Below are 19,718 nucleotides of genomic sequence, written 5' to 3'. Positions count from 1 at the left end.
GTGATATATCCGCAAAATTTCGAACAAAAAACGGGCTTCGATAAAGTCCGTCGTTTAATTTCAGAGAAATGTTTAAGCCCGCTCGGAGAAGAACAGGTGGCAGAGATGGAATTCTCTGCCGATTATCAAACCGTAACCCGACGCCTGGAACAAACTGACGAGTTTGTTCGTATCCTGCATGGAGAAGACGAGTTTCCCGCCAGTTATTTTTTTGATGTGCGTTATTCGTTGAAGCGGATACGCCCCGAAGGAACCTGGCTAGATGAAAAAGAGCTATTCGACCTGAAACGTTCGCTCCAGACAATCAACGATATTATCCGCTTCTTTCGCCCTTCCCTGGAAGAGGGAGAAGAGATCAAATACCCGGCATTGACCGCCCTTGCCGGCGATATTCAGGTATTCCCGCAGTTAATCGGAAAGATCGACGCGATACTCGACAAATTCGGACGAGTGAAGGACAATGCCTCTCCTTCACTGGCGCAGATACGAAAAGAGATCACGGCTACCATGAGCGGTATCTCCCGCAGCTTGCAGTCGATATTACGCGCCGCACAATCGGAAGGTGTAGTAGATAAAGATATTACTCCCACCATGCGCGATGGGCGCCTGATGATCCCGGTCGCTCCGGCTTTCAAACGGAAGATCAAAGGGATCGTGCACGATGAATCGGCTAGCGGCAAGACTGTTTTCATCGAGCCGGAAGTCGTCGTGGAGGCAAATAACCGCATCCGCGAGCTGGAAGGCGACGAACGCAGGGAGATCATGAAGATCCTGACGGAATTTACAAACTTCATCCGTCCGTTAATCCCCGATATCCTGCAATCCTATGAGTTCTTGGCCGAGATTGACTTCATCCGCGCCAAAGCATTGTTTGCCGAGCAGATAAACGGAATCAAGCCGGTCATCGAGGACAAACAGCAGATCGACTGGATACACGCTGCGCATCCCCTGCTTTTCCTCTCGTTACAGAAACAAAACAAGCAGATTGTCCCGTTGGATATTCTCCTGGAAGAGAAAAAACGCCTGCTGATTATCTCCGGGCCGAACGCAGGTGGTAAATCCGTTTGCCTGAAAACGGTCGGATTGCTGCAATATATGTTGCAATGCGGCCTGTTGATCCCCGTATATGAAAGCTCGAAAACGGGATTGTTCGAAAACCTGTTCATTGACATCGGAGATGAACAAAGTATTGAAAACGACTTGAGTACCTACAGTTCACACTTGACGAACATGAAATTTTTCGTCAAGAACTGTAACAGCAAAACTCTAATCTTGATTGACGAGTTCGGTAGTGGCACGGAGCCCCAGATCGGAGGTGCGATTGCCGAAGCCCTGTTGGACCGTTTCAACCGGAATCACAGCTACGGCGTTATCACGACTCACTACCAGAACTTGAAGCATTTCGCTGAAGACACGGAAGGGATCGTTAACGGTGCCATGCTCTATGACCGCCACCTGATGCAACCGCTCTTTAAGCTGTCGATCGGTAATCCAGGAAGTTCTTTCGCCATCGAGATCGCCCGGAAGATCGGCCTGCCGGAAGATGTCATTGCGGATGCATCTGCTAATGTCGGCTCCGACTATATCAATATGGATAAATATCTACAGGATATCGTTCGTGACAAACGCTATTGGGAAAGCAAGCGACAGAATATCCGCCAACAAGAAAAGAAGCTGGAAGATATTACCGCCCGCTACGAGCAGGATTTGGAAGCCGTAAACAAACAACGGAAAGAGATCATGCGTAACGCCAAGGAAGAGGCACAGCGTATCCTTTCCGAAGCCAACGCAAAGATCGAAAACACGATCCGCGAAATCAAAGAGGCACAGGCGGAAAAGGAACAGACCAAGCTTGCCCGCAAAGCCTTGGAAGAATTCAAGGCTTCTGTGATAGCAGCCGAAGAAGAGGACGACAAGATCGCCCGCAAAATGGCAAAATTACAGGAACGCAAAGAACGTAAAAAGCAGAAACAAAACGCGCCGGCCTCCAAGCAGGTCTTCAACCGTGATGTCATAGAAGCTGGCGACAACGTCCGCCTCAAAGGACAAGTCTCTGCCGGAACCGTTATGGAAGTTCAAGGAAAGCAGGCAGTTGTAGCATTCGGCATGATCAAGAGCACAGTCAAGTTGGAACAACTGGAGAAGGTCAGTAAAGGACAAATCAAGAAAGAGATCCAAAAAAGTACTTTTGTCAGTGTCCAGACAGCGGACGATATGCATGAAAAGAAATTGAACTTCAAGCAGGAGATAGATGTTAGAGGTATGAGAGGGGACGAAGCCTTACAGGCCGTTACTTACTTTGTGGACGATGCCATACAGGTTGGTGCCGCTCGCATCCGTATCCTGCACGGGACAGGGACAGGCATACTTCGGCAGCTGATACGCGATTACCTGCACACTGTTCCGGGCGTCCGCCAGTATCACGACGAACATGTCCAATTCGGAGGTGCGGGTATTACGGTTGTAGAACTCGAATAAGAACAAACAGATATGAGGCGAAGAGAATATGTACATCCACACAAGCGCAAGCATATTTCCAACCGACATCTTGCCGACCGATATTTCTATGCCGGCGAGCATGATACCGTTACCCGGATCAGCCTCACACAGTACAATGCTGACACTCTGCACACACGGGAGATCAAGACAAACGAAACGTCGTTCAAAAAATTTGTCGACGGAAATAGTATCAACTGGTTCCAGGTTAGCGGTCTGACTGATTCGGAGGCGGTCACGCGTATCGTCAATGAATTCGGGATGCATAACCTGGACGCCAAAGACATTCTGACTCCCCAACACGTAGTCAAGATAGAAGAGTATGACAAACACATGCTTATCGTACTCAATTCTTCCTACTACGACACCAATATGGAGATCAACTCCGAACATATCAGCATCCTAATCACGGGAAACGTAGTCATCAGCTTCACGGAAAGCAACAATCCTGTATTCGAAAATGCCTACAAAGCCATCGAATCCAATATGTTGAATATTCGCCGAAAAAACAGCGGACTACTCCTGGCATTCCTTTTAAATACGATCATTGCCAATTTAGTGGAATCGGCCTCCAAAGTGGAGGAAATGCTTGAGGATATAGAAGAGACCCTGCTCGATATCAAAAACGACCAAGGTAATATGGGGCTGCTTATCCAGCAACGTCGGAAAGAATATATGGTTATCCGCAAGAACAGCCAACCGCTGAAAGAGCAATTTGCCAAACTGCTGCGCACCGAAAACGGAATCATAAGCTCCGACATCCTTCCCATCTATAACGACTTATCCGACCAGTTGCAGTTCATCATCCAGACAACCGAAAGCTGCCGGGAAATCATATCTTCCCTGGTCGATCTCTACATATCCAATAACGACCTGCGCATGAATGCGATCATGAAACGCCTGACAATCGTATCCACGATCTTCATCCCACTGACATTCCTGGCTGGTATATGGGGGATGAACTTCAAGATGATGCCAGAATTGGACTGGCAATACGGGTATGGCATAGCCTGGTCACTCATGCTACTGACAGCAATCTCGACCTGGCTATACATGCGGAAAAAGGATTGGTTTTAGAGTCCGTAGTTCCGTTTGAACATATAATAGGTATTTCTGGAAACATTAAAACGTTTACAAATTTCGAAAACAGTGTCTCCGCGTTCAAGCATGCTGATCACCTCTTCTTTATTCGCATCCAGGAAAGACTGTTTTGCAGCCGATCCTTTCGGACGGCCTAACGGGCCTCCCGTGCTCTTCTTATGATTCAATGCCTCTTTGGTACGGATTGACATCAAACTGTGTTCGATCTCCGTCACCAACTTGAACACGTTTCCCATAACTGGCAGATCCAATGCCTGGTCTAGGATATACCGATCTCTTATACTATAGATCTGAACGCCTTTTTCCATGCAGCGTCCCATAATATCCATAACTTCCGACAAAGTTCGTCCCAAGCGAGAAATATCCGAAAAGATCAGACTATCGCCTTTTTGCATACGATCCAGTACCCTAGCAAGATTACGTTCATCTTCCCTCCCTTTGTCGACAGTGACATCCGTAATCCACTTATCGACATTCATATCATGATTCGAAGCATAACGTTCAATCTCATCTTTCTGTTCTTCTAGAAGTTCTTTGTTTGAAGTTCCTACTCTTAAATAAGCTATTACCATATTTCCAGCAACTTAATAATTAAAAAAACGTAGAACCAAAATTTATTTCTCGGTGAAGATACGAAAAGTAATTATAGCACAATAGCTAAACTTTCCATTTTATTTAAAGAAAATGTTAGTATTTTTCTCTTTAACACAATAAATTAAATCGTATGAAAACAGCTATCAGACTAAGAATGAAATAGCTAACAATTTACCCAATAACCGGGGATTTGCGACCTCTTTAAACATTTACCTTTCCCTCGTAGCAAACCCTGAATATAAGTATTTTGAACATGTTTATCGTTTTTTTTGCTTTCCGGTCTACCAAACACTTACTATATTTGCAAAACGAATGAAAAGGTTTCTGATTGTCATATTCGCTTTGCTGTATATCGGATTGTCTTCCGGTATCACGCTGACGATTCACCACTGCATGGGCAAGCTGGTCGAAGTCGGCATATGGCAGGATGAAACCTGCAACACTTGCGGAGCCAAGCATGCCCATAAATCCTGCTGCTCCACCGAAACTCAATTTATAAAGATATCAGACGATCAGAATGTCGACCAGCTACAGGTTATTAAATATGTACCGATGGCAATCGCACTTTTGTTCGATTTACGGGATCTTTATAACTTACCGGAAACAGAACAGGAAGCCAATATCCCTGTTCATTCCAACACCCCACCTGAATGGAGTGGGACAGACCGGCTCATTCATCATTGTACTTTCCTTATTTAGCTGATAGTAGATCTTTTCAGGCCCTTTTTCCCTTTATAGTCTTATAAAAGGGTCCGTCATTCTTTTGTCTTCATCCCAGACAACAAAAAAAGAAAAAAATCTGTTTCCTCTGTGTGTACAGAAGGAAACCGGCGTATTGTATTCAATAGCCGGACGATCTATTATCTATACATATAAATACTTCTTATGCTAAATAAAATAATCCGTTATTTCCTTGAGAACAGGGTGATAACCATATTGATCTTAGTGCTGGTAGTCGTATGGGGCATCTCGACTTCTCCATTTAACTGGCACGGAGGGATCATTCCCCGCAATCCGATTCCGGTAGACGCGATTCCCGACATCGGCGATAATCAACAGATCGTAGCGACCGAATGGATGGGACGTTCGCCCAAAGATATCCAGGATCAGATCACCTATCCGCTGACCACTTCCCTGTTGGGGATTCCCGGAGTCAAATCGATCCGTAGCTCTTCCATGTTCGGCATGTCCTTCATCTATATTATTTTTGATGATAATATCGAATTCTACTGGAGCCGTTCGCGGATTCTCGAAAAGCTCAACTCCCTTCCCCCCGGCACGCTGCCCGAAGGCGTACAACCGGCGTTGGGTCCGGATGCAACCGCTTTAGGACAAATCTACTGGTACACGTTGGAAGGACGCGATCCGGCAACCGGAAAACCGACAGGCGGATGGAATGCGGAAGAGCTGCGTACCATACAGGACTACTATGTCAAATACAGCCTTTCGGCCGCCGAAGGCGTGTCGGAAGTGGCATCAGCCGGAGGTTTCGTGAAAGAGTACCAGGTCGAGCTGAATCCGGATGCCATGCGCGCCTTTAATGTTTCCGTTATGGATATTATGGGGGCGATCAAGAAAAGCAATCTCGATATCGGCGCCGAGACAATGGAGATCAATAAGGTCGAATATCTGATCCGCGGCCTGGGCTATATCAAAGATGTATCCGACCTGGAAAAGGCCGTCGTGACGGTGTACCGGTACGCATCTCCGATGTAGCGTTTGTAAATATCGGTCCGGGTACGCGGCGCGGCGGGCTGGATAAAGAAGGTGTCGAAGCAGTCGGCGGTGTCGTGATCGCCCGGTATGGTTCCAACCCTTTGGAAGTCATTAATAATGTAAAAGACAAAATCAAGGAGATGGCGCCCGGACTTCCCCAGAAAACCTTGCCCGACGGGACTGTCTCCAAAATCACCGTCGTACCTTTTTACGACCGGACAGGCTTGATCAAAGAGACAATCGGCACGCTCGAAACATCTTTATCCCACGAAATACTGATCTGTATCATCGTTATCATCGTGCTGGTCCTCAACCTCCGGGCATCCGTCGTGATAGCCAGCATGCTCCCTATCGCCGTGTTGTCTACCTTCATCATCATGCGCTACACAGGAATAGCCGCCAATATAGTTGCCCTTTCGGGTATCGCCATCGCTATCGGCGTGATGGTGGACGTCGGCGTCGTGTTTGTCGAAAGCATCATCCGGTATATGGAGATGCCGGAGAACAGAGGCGTCCGCAAAGGGAAAGCGATGGTAAACCTTATTTATAAGGCGGTCAGTGAAGTGTCGGGGGCCATTGCCACGGCGATGATCACGACTATCGTCAGTTTCCTGCCCGTTTTTGCAATGGAGGCACAGGAAGGAAAAATGTTCTCTCCCCTCGCCTACACGAAAACCTATGCGCTGGCCTCTGCTTTCGTATTGGGATTGATCTTGCTGCCGACCTTATCCTATATATTGTTTTCGGTACGGATCGACTCAAAGCGGATACGGAAAGTGCTCAACTACATACTGATTGCAGCAGGTGTCCTCTTGTCTGTCCTGTACAGTAATATTCCGGCACTCGGACTTACAGCCGTCGGACTTAACAACCTGCTTGCCCACCGTTGGAAGAAACCCGGAATAAGTAACTATATCAATATCGGTATCGCACTTGTCGTCGCCACCTACTTCTTGGCAGAAGAATGGTTGCCGATGGGCCCCCAGAAAGGCATTATCGTCAATCTTCTTTTCGTAACAGGATGTATCGCCATCATTCTTGCACTGCTCTGGTTACTGGTGATCTACTACGAACGTATCCTTCGCTGGTGTCTGAATAACCGGTGGAAGTTCATGCTGCTACCGATCGCGACTATCCTATGCGGCATCCTGATCTGGAAACGGATCGGGCAAGAGTTCATGCCCAGCCTCAACGAAGGTTCATTCCTGTTGATGCCGACCAGCATGCCCCATACTGGAATCGAGCAAAACCTGAATTATATCGAAGCACTGGACAAACGCCTGGCAGCCATCCCCGAAGTGGAAACGGCAATCGGCAAATGGGGACGGGTAAACTCGGCACTCGATCCGGCTCCCGCCCAGATGTTCGAGAATACGATCAACTATCGTCCCGAATATATCCTGAACGAAGACGGAAAGCGGGAACGTTTCAAAGTGAACCGGAAAGGAAAATATCTTCTGAGAAACGGAGGCACTTACAATCCGGCAGACGGCTTCCGCCTGATTCCGGCAGATAGCCTGATACCGGACCGCAAAGGAGACTATTTCCGGCAATGGCGTCCCGAAATCAAGAACACCGACGATATCTGGCAGCAAATTGTCAACGTCACCCACCTGCCAGGACTCACATCCGCCCCGAAACTGTAACCGATAGAGGCACGCCTTGTCATGCTCTCGACCGGTATGCGCGCTCCAATGGGATTGAAGATATACGGGCCGGATCTGGAAACGATCGAGCAGAGCGGAAAGGCGATCGAACAGGCGCTCAAAGACGTTCCTTCCGTGATCCCTTCGTCCGTATTCTATGACCGGGCGGTCGGAGCACCTTATCTGGAGATTAAGCTGAACCGGGATAACATGGCCCGGTACGGAGTGAACGTCGAAGATTTACAGGAGATACTAAGTGCAGCCGTCGGCGGCATGATCCTGACGAAGACGGTCGAAGGCCGCGAGCGTTTCCCCGTGCGCCTCCGCTATGCCCGCGAACTGCGTGATAATCCGGAAGCATTGTCCATGCTCCTGGTTCCGACAGCCACCGGCGCCCAGATCCCATTGAAAGAACTCGCCGATATCGAATATGCCCGAGGCGCCCAGATTGATCCAGAGTGAGAACACCTTCCTGGTCGGCTACGTGATCTTCGACAAGAAACAGGGAAAAGCCGAAGTGGACGTTGTGAAAGAAGCGACAAAAGTGATCGAAGGAAAGATACAAAACGGAGAGTTGAAACTAACAAAAGGCGTTTCCTACAAGTTTGCCGGAAACTACGAACAACAGGAACGTGCCACTGCCCGGCTGATGATCGTCGTTCCCCTGGCCTTGCTGATCGTCCTCCTGGTTCTGTATTTCCAGTTCAAGACCCTTACGGCCTCGTTGATTCATTTCTCCGGTGTCTTCGTGGCTTTTGCCGGCGGCTTTATCCTGCTCTGGCTGTACGGTCAGGACTGGTTCATGAACTTTTCGCTGGCGGGAGTCAATATGCGGGACCTGTTCCAGATGCATACCATTAACCTGAGCGTAGCCGTATGGGTCGGCTTCATCGCCCTTTTCGGAGTGGCGACAGACGACGGTGTGCTGATGGGAACTTACATCCATCACGTCTTCCTGGAAAAGGACCCGCAGACCAGGCACGCCATACGTGAAGCCGTCGTGACAGCAGGACTCAAACGTGTACGTCCCGCAGCCATGACAACCGCGACCACCCTGATCGCCCTGCTCCCCGTCCTCACCTCGACCGGAAAGGGAGCCGATATTATGGTTCCGATGGCAATCCCGACTTTCGGCGGCATGCTGATCCAGTCGATGACCATGTTTGTCGTCCCCGTATTCCAATGCTGGTGGCGGGAAGGGCTGCTGAAGAAAGAGGAAACAACTGGCCAATGCCTCGCGCAAAATAGACCTGTACGCCAAACAGCAAGACTTGTCCCGGTCGACCTACCAGTTGATGATCCGCGAATTTTCGGCAGGGACGACTTCCCTCACGGACATCATCCAACTGGAACGCCAGTTACTGAATTACAGCCTTAAAAAGAGCGAAGCGGTTGCCGGATACAACACGCTGATCGCGAGTTTAGAGAAATTAGTATCAACCTCCGTAAATGAATAACAAGATGAAAAAGATAAATGAAATAATAAAAAGCAAATCGGTTCAATATATAATAGTAGCCTGTGCCGGCTTATTAGTCGGCAGGTTGTTGTTCAGCTCGTCTGAAAGCCCCGCTCCGGCTACCCATGAGGGGCATGAGATGCACGAAGGACACAGTCACGACCTCGTACAGGACGAGACGGGCGTCTGGACCTGCTCCATGCACCCCCAGATACGCCAGGATAAACCCGGCAAATGCCCGATCTGCGCGATGGACTTGATCCCGGTCCGTAAAGGAAGCGGCGGCGGAGAGAACTCCGACCCGAAAGCAATCCAGTTATCGGAAGAGGCGGCCGCCCTGGCAGACGTGCAGACTTCAAAGGTCAGCAGGAAAAACCCGGTCAAGACAGTCCGCCTGTATGGCAAGATCGCCCCGAACGAACAAAGCTTACAGTCACAGACAGCGCATGTAGGCGGACGTATCGAACAACTCAACATCAATTTTACCGGTGAGAGCGTACGAGCCGGACAAACACTTGCCGTCCTTTATTCACCCGAACTGTTCACCGCCCAGCAGGAACTGTTGGAAGCCATCAAGATGAAGCAGCCCGCCCTGATCCAGGCAGCCCGCGAGAAACTCCGTCTCTGGAAAATGACGAACGCCCAGATAGAAGCGATCGAACAGTCCGGTAGCGTTTCCCCACTCGTCGAGATCAAAGCGAACGTAAGCGGAATCGTCATGACCAAACGCGTAAACCAGGGCGATTATGTCGCCTCCGGAGCTGTCCTGTTCGACATAGCGAACCTGTCGAGCGTATGGGCGATGTTCGACACTTTCGAAGTTGACCTGCCTTTCCTGAACAGAGGCGACCAGGTTCATTTCACCTTGCAGGCTCTTCCCGGCAAGACCTATACGGGCCGGATCGCGTTTATCGATCCGATCATCAACCCGTCCACCCGTACGGCACGTGTCCGGGTAGAAGTCCCCAACAGCCATATGGAACTGAAGCCGGAGATGTATGCGACCGCCGAGGTCAGCGCCCCGCTTCAAGGATATAAAGACCGGATCACCGTGCCGCAAACTGCTGTTCTCTGGACCGGCAAACGTTCCATCGTTTATGTCAAGCAACCGGACACCTCCACTCCGACCTTCCTGATGCGTGAAGTAGAACTTGGTCCTTCCCTCGGCAACGCATACGTGATATTAAAAGGATTATCCGAAGGAGAAGAAGTCGTAACGAACGGTGTTTTCTCGATAGATGCCAGTGCCCAACAGGAAGGGAAACAGTCGATGATGAACAATGACGGCGAAGCACAACCGATGAGCGGCCATGTAGGGCATACGATGAGCGGTCACGAAGGGCATGCCGCGCACGGTACATCCGCAGCACAACCGGAACCGGCAGGCGAGCATGCCATGTTCGGGGTAAAAGGTTCCTGCGACATGTGTAAACAACGCATCGAAACAGCAGCCAAAAGTGTAAACGGCGTTTCGTCGGTTCATTGGGATAAGGAAAAACAGATGATACATCTACAATACAATCCGTCCAAAACATCTGTGGACGCTATTAGCAAAGCTATTGCCAAAGCGGGGCACGACACAGATACTTATAAAGCGGATCAAACGTCTACGACCAACTGCCGGGTTGTTGCAAATACCGGCAATAAGCGGATACTACAACCCGGACAAGCGACCAGCCCGTCATCGCCACTATTATCATTTTTTATATTGGTGGCGATATTCGGTCGCGCTTAGTCCGGCTGCGTTCTTAAAGAAACGGCTGAACGCAGCCTGGTCTTCGAATCCTAGCATCAAAGCGATCTCTTTAGAGCTTTTAGCCGTATAAAGCAGTAAACGCCGGGCTTCTGCCTGAATGCGGTTATGGATGATACGGATGGCGGAAGGCTGCTGATAGGCGGAAAGGATATTTGCCAGTGTCTTCGGGGATTTGTTCAGCATGTCCGCATATTCCTGCACCTGTTTTTTCTCCTTAAAATAGGTATCGACCAGGACATAGAATTTGCGGATCGTCTCGAACTGGAGGCTGTTCTCCCGAACAGCTCCCTGCCGATCTTCCGCTATTCGCGTACATAATATGATAAACCGTTTCAACAATACCCGGAGCATCTCGTCTTGCAGGTGATCGGTACTGAGAAACTCCTCTTGCATGATCCTCGTCAGCGTGTCGATCTTCCGCCGTTCATCTTCCGAAAGGACAAAAGTCAGCACATGCGATGAACCGTGAAACAGCAACCCGTTGCACGAGACCTCATGATCGTTGCCATGTATACAGTAGAAATTGCCGTTGAACATCAAAGCATAGCATTTGCCTTCGATGCGCAGAAACTCCAAATGATGCAAATGGGAAAGCGGAACGAGCTGTTCCTTCTTCAAAACAACATGCTGATGATCGATATCCAACTCCACTTCGCCGGAATCCACCCATATAAATTTATACAGCGTTTTGTCTTTCAGAAGATCCGGGTCTTCATGGAGCGAATCGGTCAAGACGATCCGCCCCTTTATTTTCGCATTCTCAAATGTCCATTTCATGGTATCTTAATTTTCAATTTTCAAATTCCACTACCTCCAGTTCCCTGGCAACTCTCCCGTATGCCGCCTGAACCAACGCGCAAAGGTATCATAATTAGAGAAATTAAGCATCATAGCAATGCGGGAAGATCTCAGTCGAGTTTTAATCAGTAAGTCTTTCGCCTCAAGCAATACATACTGGCTGATCCATTCCGCAGCCGAAATACCGGAATGCAATTTACATTTGTTATTCAGTTCCGCCGAAGTCATTCCCAACTTCTCAGCAAAATAATAAACCGGATAATGATGATAACGCCTAATCAGCAAAGCGAAATCGTGGAAGAAAGGCGGAACCTCGCTATCCCGGTCGTCCGCCAGATGCCCTTCCTGCTGGAGGAAGAAAATAAGGGCGCGCAAAAGCGATTCCACCACTTTGACACGGACATCGCTCATTCGCTCGATTTGTGACTGCATCAGCTGGATATAAAGCCCGGACTCCTTCAGTTCGTCCGGTGTAATCGTCCGGAACATCAGACGTTGCCGATTGATCAGCAGATCGCTACCGGCATAGATCACGATCCCTTCAAAACCTGTCTCCGAAAAACGGGATATCTCACTCACATCTTCCACAGACGCCAGGAACACCTGTCCGGCAACTATGGAGATTTCCTTTCCAAGTGCTTTGCATTCGAACTTTCCTCCCCGGCAGATCACAGCAAGAGTTCCCGGTTCCAAAGGCAACAGTTCATGATCCTGCCCAGCTTCGACGTGAATGACCTTTAAAGCACTTTCCAATGTCAAATTTGCAATCGACACGGCATGATAGAGGTCGATCGGTAATATTTTATCAGCATTCATTTCCTTCTCACTTTTAAATAAAAACCATTTCACTTCGAACATTTAAAGATAGATGTTAGTTTAATATACACTATCATTTTTATATTTAGTTAAATTGCTATTAATAGCATTTATAGGGTTTATCACGCAATAAACAAAATCGATTGTTTTTATTAAAGATAAAACATTCAGCCATTTTTATTAGTTTTATATTTGCACATCAAAAAAGAAAAAGATGAAGATACCGTTTAAACCAATTGAAATCGAAGATAGAGATATTATAACATCCTTTACGATACCGAGCAATTATAAAAATTGCGATTATTCATTTGCCAACATCTGCAGTTGGCGGTTTCTCTACGATAGCGAGTTCGCCATTGTCAACGGCAGCTTGCTGATCCGTTTCTGGATCGAAAACAAAACGAGAGTCGCTTATATGACTCCTACAGGTCAAGGCGACCTGAAACAGGCCATCGATCTGTTAGAAGCCGATTCGCTCGAACAGGGTCATCCGCTCTGTATGTTAGGCGTAACGCCAGATGCCAAAGAAGAACTCGAAAAGGTAATTCCCGGCGGATTTTTCTACATCCCCGAACGGAATTATTTCGATTACATCTACTTGCGTGAAGACCTGGCAACCCTAAAAGGGAAAAAATACCAGGCAAAACGCAATCATATCAACAAATTCAATAAGAAGTTTGCCTACGAATATATTCCTATCACACCAGAACTGGTTCCCGAATGCCTTCAGCTCGAATGTAAATGGTACAAAGCCAACCGGGAAGATAATGACGAGGAGGATCTGAACGACGAACGCCGTTCTATAATCTACGCCTTGAACCATTATGACGAATTGGGACTTATTGGAGGAGCCATTTGCGTAGACCATCAGATTGTCGCTTTCACTTTTGGTGCCCCGATCAACCATAATACTTTCGGCGTCCACGTAGAAAAGGCAAATGTGAACTATGAGGGGGCTTATGCTGTTATCAACAAAGAATTCGCCTCTCACCTTCCGGAAAAATACACCTATGTGAACCGAGAGGAAGACTTGGGTATTCCCGGTCTGCGCCAGGCTAAACTTTCGTATAACCCGTTCATCCTATTGGAAAAATCCGCGGCAATAAAGAAACCTGCAAAATAATATTGAACGATGGATAACAACAAATCTCAATTGATCGACCTGTGGCGTACTTCTTTCAACGACAGCGAAGAATTTATCAAACTATTCTTCGATCGGGTTTACAAAAAAGAAAACGCCCTGTTTATAGAGAAAAACGGAAAAATCGTTTCCGCCCTTCAAATGCTTCCGTATGTCATGACTTACTACGGAAAGGAGATATCCGTAAACTATATATATGGAGCCTGCACTCTTCCCTCCGAACGAGGTCAGGGACTTATGCGCCAACTGATACAGAAAGCATTCGAAGTGATGGAAAGCCGGAAAGTGGCCTTAACAGTCATTATCCCGGCCGATCCATGGCTGTTCGACTATTACCGCGATTTAGGATATACGGAAGCTTTCGACTATTCAGAAGAAACGTATATCTGCCCTTCTGAAATAGCACTGGAACAGGGTGTTTTGGTTGTACCGCCCGAAGTACCTTCGATGGAGTCTCTCTACAATTTTTTTAATAAGAAGCAGAGAGAACGTATTTGCTATGTGCTGCACGGTTATGACGATTTCGTTACTATCCTGCGCGAATTACAGATGTCCGGAGGACAAATGCTGACCGCCTTAAACATTCAAGAAGAACCGATCGGAATGATCTTTTTCTATCCTGTCGGCGACTATATCTATGTCAAAGAATTGATGTATGACAACGACAACATCAAGAACCTGCTCTTACAGGAAGCTACAACACAGAGCAAGGTGGAAAAGGCCGTCTGCCGTACTCCTTTCACCGGACCGGGAACTTTCCCTTTAGGCATGGCACGTGTCTTGGACCGCGACCGCCTCATCCATCACTGGGCCTTCACCCACGCAAACTCCGTTCTTAACATCGGCGAACTAAAAAAGATGGACACCCAATCGCTCACCCGCTTGTTGCTCAACTATCAGAGCCGGGAAGCTTATATGAGTTTGATGCTTGATTAGCGTTCATTTTACCCAAAAACAAAAGCTCAGCACCACTCCGACAGGTTACGGAGATCCGAAGGAACGATTATCCGATTAATTCGTATTTTTGCAGATTCATACAAAACTATACGAATAAAAAGAGCTGACAATGTTACGGAAAGGAGACCTTACACAAGGAGGTATAATCACCACCCTGCTACAATTCACATTGCCGATGCTGGCAGGATCGCTTTTACAACAATGCTATAACATAGCCGATACACTGATCGTAGGACAATGTATCGGTGCAAATGCGTTGGCAGCGGTCGGTTCCGCCTATACCTTGATGGTTTTCCTGATCTCTATCCTGCTGGGGTTATCGATGGGAAGCGGCACGGTTTTCTCACTGCAATACGGAGCCGGAGACCTGTCCGCCCTGCGACGTAGCATCTACGTTTCTCTCCTGCTGATCGGCACGGTAACCATCTTGCTGAATGTTGCCGTGTTCCTATGGCTCGATCCGATTTTACGATGGTTACAAGTTCCCTATGATATTTATTCGTTGATGCGTAACTATCTGTGGATCATTTTCTGGGGAATAGTCTTCACTTTCCTGTATAATTTTTATGCAGCGTTGCTTCGGGCTGTAGGCGATTCTGTAACACCTTTATGGTTTCTGGCTGTATCGGTCGTTTTGAATATCGGGCTTGATTTGTTTCTTATTCTTGTCCTGGATCAAGGCATCGAAGGAGCGGCAGTCGCAACGGTCATCGCACAGGGAACGGCGGCATCCGGTATCTTGCTGTATACCTATAAAACCCGCCCCGAGCTACGATTACACCGGGAAGATATGTGCTTCGACCGTTCCAGCCTGAGAGAAATCACTTCTTTCTCCACACTGACTTGCGTCCAACAATCTGTGATGAACTTCGGAATATTGATGGTGCAAGGGTTGGTAAATAGTTTTGGTACGGTTGTCATGGCCGCATTCGCCGCAGCAGTCAAGATCGACTCTTTCGCCTATATGCCCGTTCAGGAGTTCGGGAATGCTTTTTCCACCTTCATTGCCCAGAATTTCGGAGCGCGGAAAGGGGATCGCATCCGCCGGGGAGTACGTAGCGCATTTCTTATAACGATCGTCTTTTCCCTTATCATCTCGCTGTTAGTTTTCTTTTTTGCCAAGCCGTTGATGCTTATTTTCGTCCGTCCGGATGAGGCTGAGATACTTCGCATCGGAACAGAATACCTGCGTATCGAAGGAGCTTTTTATTTAGGCATCGGAATCTTATTCCTCCTTTATGGTTATTACCGGGCCATCCGTATGCCGGGAATGTCTGTCGTGCTTACCATTCTGTCTTTAGGTACACGTGTCGTCCTTTCTTATTGGCTGGCATCCATTCCCACTATTGGGGTCACCGGTATTTGGTGGTCTATTCCTATCGGTTGGTTTCTAGCAGACTTAGCCGGCATTGCCTATTACCGTTATCGCAAATATGCAGTCTCACGGACTTGACAAAAATCCGCCTCCGATATACATTTATTACCGGATTTTTCTATCTTTGCAGCCGTAAAAAGTAATGATAAATTATGGACGACAGTATTCCGCGAGAAATAAAAACAGTAAGTAACAAATAACGCGCAGGGGTAAACAGCAAGGCCTCTGTACGTTGACAAAAACGAAAGGAGGCAATAATGAGAACTTTTCTTTATTGTGAAGCCGGCTTTGTGGAAAAAGACCAGTGGCTTCCAAACAGCTGGGTCAATGTAGAATGCCCTACACCGGAAGATATCCATTACCTGACAAACCAATTCAATGTTCCCGAATCTTTCTTAAGCGACATTGCCGATACAGACGAACGCCCGCGTATCGAATATGAAGGGAATTGGCTATTGACCATCATTCGAATCCCGGTACAGAGCCAGGAACAAGGAATCCCTTTCACGACTATCCCCCTGGGGATTATGACGAACAATGAAATCATCATATCCGTTTGCTATTATAAGACGGAACTGATACCGGACTTTATCCGGTACACCCGCCGCAAAGAGGTTGTCGTACGTCACAAATATGACCTGATTCTGCGTCTGATCCATTCATCCGCCGTATGGTTCCTGAAATACCTGAAACAAATCAACAACGAGGTGGCGCATGCCGAAAAGGCACTGGAAAAAAGTATCCGTAATGAAGACTTGCTTCGTCTGATGAAGCTGGAAAAGAGCATGGTTTACTTCAACACATCCATCCGTGGTAATGAAGTGATGCTCACCAAACTGCAAAGCATCTTCCAGGAACCAGTTTATATGGACAACGAACTGGTGGAAGATGTGGAAACAGAGTTAAAGCAGGCGCACCTCACAGTCAATATTTATAGCGATATCCTGACCGGCACGATGGACGCATTCGCCTCCATCATCTCCAACAACGTGAACACCATCATGAAGCGCATGACCTCCATCTCCATCATCCTGATGGTTCCCACCCTCATCGCCAGCTTCTACGGTATGAACGTCCCGATCTACGGAGAAAATATGCCGCATGGCTTTGCCATCATCGTCATGATCTCCATCACACTATCAGCTTTATCATTTTTCATTTTCAGAAAGATCAAATGGTTCTAAATTAAAAAATCCGCTTTACCTTCACAGGCGAAGCGGATTTAAAATCGATAAGCTTTTTCTAATCAAATATCTAATCAGAAAACAATATCTCGGGAAGGATAATATCTAATTCTGACAAATAAATAGCAAAGGACGTGCCAGAAATAGAAATAAAGATATATTTTAAAACAAACCACTGATATACAAACCAATAAAAATAATATATATAATACAAAAGAAATTGGGGAAGTGTGGAGTGGATTGGGGAAAGTGTGTAAAATTTCCACAATCAAGTGTGGAATCCCGACTTTTGGGCGTGGAAAGAGCAATAATAATCGACTGCCTTTTTCAGCAAATCTTCCGGGAGATCGAAAGATTCATCGAACAAAGAAGTTTCGACAGCAAGAGCTTTCTTCTTCGAATCTTTTTTCCAATTGCCAACGATCCGGCCCTCATACAGGATCACGGGGTAAAAGATACCGAAAGTATTGAATGCCTTAGGATGATGTTCGCGTAGCATAACGGTCGTCCGGTCTTTATAGCTGATCAGATATTCATCATACGAGGGTAACAAATGCAACACTTTCCGGCAACGGGCCTTCAAGTCACAGGTAACATGCAGGTAAAAAGTTTCCGAATCAAACTTTTCGGTTAGCAGATCGGTTTCGATCAATGCAACCGCATGTCGAGCCTCAGTTGCCGTCAAGCCGGACCACCAGACAAAATCAGACAATGTAGCCGGGGAATGGCTTTGAAAATATAGGGTAGCCAATCGGGCGAGCGCCTCTTCGCGGCTGAGTTCTTTCATCGGAGGCACACGTTCTTCCAACAGAGCATAGGTCGGCTTCTTGTTTTTATCTACCCCGCTGCACACAAGGCCATCCGTTTCAGCACGGACCAGAAAATAATGTATCAAGTGATTGTCTGTCTCGACCCCTGCCCGACCGAACCCATCCATCAACTCCTGTTTTGTCAAACTCTTGTTTCCACCCAACAATTGTTCCAGCAATCTACAACCTTTCGTATAGAAGCTTTCGGTTATCTCCATCTTCCGGCTTCTTGCATAAGAATCGAAGGCTGTCCGTATACGACCTCCCGACAATTGCAGCATCCAGCGAATATCCTCTGCTGCGATGAAATGCCAGGTCGGTCGTAATATATGGGTACGCAGGATTTCCCCCTTTGCAAGCGCATCGTCCACCACCCGCAACGAAGAAGACTTCAAGCGAGTCCCGACCGCCCATTTCGCCATCGTATATTCCTGTGCCTGGACAGCTCCCATCCAGGCAACCAATTCCTTCGGACTCCTAAACCGGGGCTTTGCCAATTGATGGCTCAACAGACGAATATCGGTCAACATATTCTTACCATTAGCAGGATTTTCCGGTCATAATATCCAATACCAGCTTATCGGTGGCTTCCATTCCTTTGGAACCGATAGAAGTCAGGTTAATGATCGACTTGTCGACATTCTCATCAATAATGCCCTCGACCGGAGTCACCACCTTGTTTTCCATTGCCATCAACGCAGACAGCATAGCAGTCGAAACACCGCTGGAAACTTTCATGGCACAACTGGGCTTTGCTCCGTCGCATATCATACCGGTAATATTGCCGATCATATTCTTGATTGCATAGGAAATCTGCACTTTATCGCCTCCCATCAGATAGGTAATGCCGCAACTGGCTCCCGTGGCGGCCACCACACAACCACAAAGGGCGGACAAGCGCCCCAGGCTTTGCTTGATATAGATGACCATCAGATGGCTTAACATCAGAGCACGGATTAACTGTTCTTCCGAACATTCGATGTCTTCGGCAAAAGAAAGGACGGGAAGTGTCGCTGCAATCCCCTGGTTTCCACTACCGGAGTTACTCATCACCGGGATCATGGCGCCATCCATACGGGCGTCGCAGGCGGCAGCCGTCATTGCCAGCATATGGGTATAGGCAGAGTCGCCCATATATTTACGTCCGTATACACCGGAAACGGTCTTGCTGACCGTATGTCCGAAATTTCCCTTCAGGGAAGCCTCGGCTGCTTTCCGGTTCAGATCGGCAGTTTCCAGAATAAAGCGGATCTCATCGAGCGGCATTTCCATCGCAAACTCATACACAGTAGAGAAAGAGAGTCTCAATTCGTCTTCATCGCCCGAAGCATCACAGGAAACACCTTCTTTCCTCCGGTCTGTCAATACCACACCATTCTTCTCCACATACACGACATTCGTATGTTCATGGCAGATTATCACCCGCGAAGTTTCATCTCCGGCTGAACAAATCACTTCGATATAGAGCTTGTCGACATTATCCTTTAAAGCGATATGAATTCGTTTATCTTCGATCACCTGCTTTCCTTCAGCAAGCGCTTCAGGTGTCAGGTCACGCAATACTTCGAGGCCATAAGCAGACTTGCCGATCAACGTACCCAAAGCAATCGCTATAGGCAACCCGACCATTCCGGTTCCAGGAATTCCGACACCCATCGCATTCTTCAGGATGTTGGCGCTCAGAAATACTTCCGTTTTCTCCGGTTTACAGCCTAAAACCTCGGCAGCCTTAGCGGCAGCCAATGCGACCGCAACCGGTTCCGTACAACCGATAGCGGGAATCACTTCCTGATGTATTAGTTTGATGATTTGTGTTTGAGTTGTTTTATCCATGAATATAGACTTCTTTGACTTTAATGGGGCAAAGATAAG

The 19,718-nt window shown here is 47.6% G+C and carries 12 protein-coding genes and 3 pseudogenes; 10 read left to right on the top strand and 5 right to left on the bottom strand.

Translation table 11 applies throughout. The features are described 5' to 3' along the window. Both KTG12_RS06440 and corA read left to right on the top strand, forming a co-directional pair. Entirely contained in the window at positions 1-2,478 is a 2,478-nt protein-coding gene (locus tag KTG12_RS06440; protein WP_216945414.1) for a Smr/MutS family protein, read from the top strand. A 12-nt stretch (positions 2,479-2,490) separates the two neighbouring features. Next, a complete protein-coding gene (gene corA, locus KTG12_RS06435; protein ID WP_005642725.1) occupies positions 2,491-3,573 on the top strand; it encodes a magnesium/cobalt transporter CorA in 1,083 nt (360 codons plus the stop codon). On the opposite strand, the gene KTG12_RS06430 is transcribed toward corA, so the two are convergent. Further along, positions 3,570-4,169, bottom strand: coding sequence for a recombinase family protein (locus tag KTG12_RS06430; protein WP_005642723.1), 600 nt, complete (start codon positions 4,167-4,169; stop codon positions 3,570-3,572). The two genes, corA and KTG12_RS06430, sit on opposite strands and share 4 nt — an antisense overlap. Positions 4,170-4,503: 334 nt before the next feature. Here KTG12_RS06430 and KTG12_RS06425 point away from each other — a divergent pair, with 334 nt between their 5' ends. From KTG12_RS06425 to KTG12_RS06410, 4 genes and pseudogenes are all read left to right on the top strand, one after another. After that, complete coding sequence (locus KTG12_RS06425; RefSeq protein WP_022322434.1) at positions 4,504-4,890, top strand: hypothetical protein; 387 nt, start codon at positions 4,504-4,506, stop codon at positions 4,888-4,890. 186 nt (positions 4,891-5,076) lie between these two features. Further along, positions 5,077-8,772, top strand: a pseudogene (locus tag KTG12_RS06420) (efflux RND transporter permease subunit); the annotation flags it as partial. Further along, positions 8,768-9,010 (top strand): annotated as a pseudogene (locus KTG12_RS06415) (TolC family protein); the annotation flags it as partial. The pseudogenes KTG12_RS06420 and KTG12_RS06415, both read left to right, overlap by 5 nt. A gap of 4 nt (positions 9,011-9,014) precedes the next feature. Continuing rightward, positions 9,015-10,657, top strand: a pseudogene (locus KTG12_RS06410) (efflux RND transporter periplasmic adaptor subunit). A 49-nt stretch (positions 10,658-10,706) separates the two neighbouring features. Here the strand turns inward: KTG12_RS06410 and KTG12_RS06405 are convergent. Beyond that, positions 10,707-11,543: a helix-turn-helix domain-containing protein gene (locus KTG12_RS06405; RefSeq protein ID WP_005639161.1), complete on the bottom strand. Its 837-nt coding sequence runs from the start codon at positions 11,541-11,543 to the stop codon at positions 10,707-10,709. A 30-nt stretch (positions 11,544-11,573) separates the two neighbouring features. Next, positions 11,574-12,380 (bottom strand): helix-turn-helix domain-containing protein, encoded by an 807-nt coding sequence (locus KTG12_RS06400; protein WP_081446992.1) that lies wholly within the window; start codon positions 12,378-12,380, stop codon positions 11,574-11,576. Positions 12,381-12,594: 214 nt separating this feature from the next. Here KTG12_RS06400 and KTG12_RS06395 point away from each other — a divergent pair, with 214 nt between their 5' ends. From KTG12_RS06395 to KTG12_RS06380, 4 genes are all read left to right on the top strand, one after another. Continuing rightward, positions 12,595-13,503, top strand: a complete 909-nt coding sequence (locus tag KTG12_RS06395) for a DUF2156 domain-containing protein (protein WP_155143662.1) — start codon at positions 12,595-12,597, stop codon at positions 13,501-13,503. A 9-nt stretch (positions 13,504-13,512) separates the two neighbouring features. After that, the gene (locus KTG12_RS06390; RefSeq protein ID WP_022322441.1) at positions 13,513-14,457 is read left to right on the top strand and encodes a GNAT family N-acetyltransferase; all 945 of its coding nucleotides are present in this window, start codon (positions 13,513-13,515) and stop codon (positions 14,455-14,457) included. A 130-nt stretch (positions 14,458-14,587) separates the two neighbouring features. After that, on the top strand, positions 14,588-15,931 hold the full coding sequence (locus KTG12_RS06385) for an MATE family efflux transporter (protein ID WP_022322442.1): 1,344 nt from the start codon (positions 14,588-14,590) through the stop codon (positions 15,929-15,931). Positions 15,932-16,110: 179 nt separating this feature from the next. After that, on the top strand, positions 16,111-17,037 hold the full coding sequence (locus KTG12_RS06380; RefSeq protein WP_005639150.1) for a magnesium transporter CorA family protein: 927 nt from the start codon (positions 16,111-16,113) through the stop codon (positions 17,035-17,037). A gap of 268 nt (positions 17,038-17,305) precedes the next feature. Here the strand turns inward: KTG12_RS06380 and KTG12_RS06375 are convergent, their stop codons facing one another. Together KTG12_RS06375 and KTG12_RS06370 are read right to left on the bottom strand one after the other, a co-directional pair. Next, complete coding sequence (locus tag KTG12_RS06375; protein ID WP_046452435.1) at positions 17,306-18,376, bottom strand: winged helix DNA-binding domain-containing protein; 1,071 nt, start codon at positions 18,374-18,376, stop codon at positions 17,306-17,308. Positions 18,377-18,386: 10 nt separating this feature from the next. Next, a complete protein-coding gene (locus KTG12_RS06370; protein ID WP_022322444.1) occupies positions 18,387-19,679 on the bottom strand; it encodes a serine dehydratase subunit alpha family protein in 1,293 nt (430 codons plus the stop codon). Positions 19,680-19,718 lie beyond the last annotated feature (39 nt).

It is taken from the genome of Parabacteroides sp. MSK.9.14 (assembly GCF_019041495.1).
GTDB classification, from domain to species: domain Bacteria; phylum Bacteroidota; class Bacteroidia; order Bacteroidales; family Tannerellaceae; genus Parabacteroides; species Parabacteroides merdae.
Note: the sequence above shows the minus strand (reverse complement) of the source record. Positions and strands in the feature narration are given on the sequence as shown.